The sequence below is a fragment of the Aminobacter sp. P4_H6_2 genome (assembly GCF_056400805.1).
This window is the reverse complement of sequence record NZ_JBFUKO010000826.1, coordinates 1-1,991: the sequence shown is the minus strand read 5'-3', so window position 1 is coordinate 1,991 and position 1,991 is coordinate 1. Positions and strand designations below refer to the sequence as shown.

2 protein-coding genes are annotated in these 1,991 nt (G+C 57.1%); both read right to left on the bottom strand.

The window, feature by feature from the left end:
* Window positions 1–71: 71 nt before the first annotated feature.
* Window positions 72–1,184 (bottom strand): glycosyltransferase family 4 protein, encoded by a 1,113-nt coding sequence (locus AC1DUU_RS30625; RefSeq protein ID WP_476787073.1) that lies wholly within the window; start codon window positions 1,182–1,184, stop codon window positions 72–74.
* 185 nt (window positions 1,185–1,369) lie between these two features.
* Window positions 1,370–1,991, bottom strand: a 622-nt coding sequence (locus AC1DUU_RS30620; protein WP_476787072.1) for a class I SAM-dependent methyltransferase, incomplete at its 5' end; no start/stop codon positions are given.

Genomic DNA, 1,991 nt, shown 5'->3' with positions numbered 1-1,991 from the left:
GAGTTGCGCAATATGCCCTCAACCGCCTGACGCATCGACGTCAGGCGCTGATAGAATACAAGTGAGTAGTTCTATTCGGCGGCGGGCTGGAGACGCGCATYGCGGACGAGTGTGCCCTGCACTGACCTGCCGTCGCGACCTGTGTTGGTACCTTCCATGAAAAGCCGCTGCAATTCGAGCGCCAGAAGCCGCCGGTCGTGCAGGCGCTCGACACGTTGCCGCCCGATCTTGCCCATCTGTTCCAGAACGTCCGCCGGTGCTGACAGCGCAGAGCGCATGGCAGAGACCAACTGCTGGTGGTTGCCGGGCTCGACAAGCCAGCCGCATTCTTCATCCACCAATTCGGGAATGCCAGCGATTGTCGTCGAGATGACGGGACGGGTCAACGCCAGCGCCTCCATGATCGCCACCGGCAAGCCTTCGGCGTAGCTTGGCAGCAGCATGGCGCGGCTCTGCTTGAGAAGCTGCCGAACCTCGTCGTTGGATGACCATCCGTGCAGGATGACTTGTGCGCCGACGTCGTGCAGTGCGATTTCGGCTTCAATTTCGGCGCGACTCTCTCCGTCGCCGACCAGCACGACCTTCATGTCGGGAAACTCTGCGCGCAGCGCTGCCACCGCAGCCGGAATATGGATTTGGCCCTTCTGTCGGCAGAGCCGGCCTATGCAGACCAGCGTGTTTTGGCCGCTGGCAATCGGCGTCGGCTCGAAATCCTCAAGCTTGAGGCCGCAGCGTGCGATGACGACCTTGTGCGCATCAGCGGCATCGGAAAGCGAGACAAGGAGGTTGCTGCAATAATCCGAGATCGCCACGACGAAGGCAGCATGCTTGATCTTGAGATCGAAGCTTAGATACGCAGCGTCGGTGAATTCATCAGGCCCATGTGAGGTAAAGCTGTAGCTTGGTCCGCCAAGCAGCTTCGACAGCAACGCGACAGCAGCCGGGTTGGTGCCGAAATGCGCATGGATATGGACGATGCCCTGCCTGCGAGCCTCCTGGCGCAAATAGCAAGCCTGCATCAGGTAGGCAATGTGATGGACAAACCCGGAATAGGCCTTCCGGCGCATCTGTTGAAATGCGGGGAGGGCGCGCATCAGGCCGCGCGGGTTGGTTAGGATCTCACGCCCGAATGCCACGAACAACCCTGCGGCGTTGCCGCTGAGGAGATAGCGTGTCGATGCCATTTCGGACCGATCGGATCGATCGACGAGTGTTCCACCAAAACGGCGAACTGAGAGCCTCCCGATCCTGAGGTCGAGATCTTCAAGGGCTTCGATTTCCCCGCGAATAAAGGTAGTGCTCGGCATCGGGTAGGTATTGAGAAGATAAGCGATTTTCACTGCGGTTCCTTGCCTTGCTGCAAGCGGAACTATCGGACGGCAATTATGGATTTATTGAAGAGGAGAAATTTCTCGAATTTGATTTCCGCATCTGGAAAAAAGCTCTTCATCTGGGCAGCCGAGAGCAGACGATGGTGGCGGACAAGCCACGCTGCATCATTCCAGTTCCGCTGGCGGACAAAGAAGCCAAGTTCAAACCGGTGCAACATCTCGATACGCAGCCGTTCCGGTAGATATTGGAAGCCGACAAACCGGAAATGCGGTTCGTAGGGAAACCAGTAGTTCGGCGTTTGGACGTAGTAGCGTGCGCCAAGGCGCTGCACATTCGCTGCGAAGAGCTTCATATCGGCGAGTTGGCCGACATGTTCGATCACTGAGTTGGAATGTACAAAATCAAAGTGCTGGCCTTGCAGCAACGTCGTATCAGTCGCGCTGCCCTCAATCGCTGTGAAGAGGTGCGTCTTCTTGACGTCGATCGGATCGGTGTTGACCAACGTGACATGCAGGCGACCTGCATTGCCCTGTATGAATTCCGACCCAATATCCCAATATTTTTCGGTTCCTCCCAGGTCGAGGACCGAGCAACTTCCTTTGGTGCGCAATATGGATTGCATGATCTCTTGGATCAGTTTGAATCGGTTAGCCCGGAAC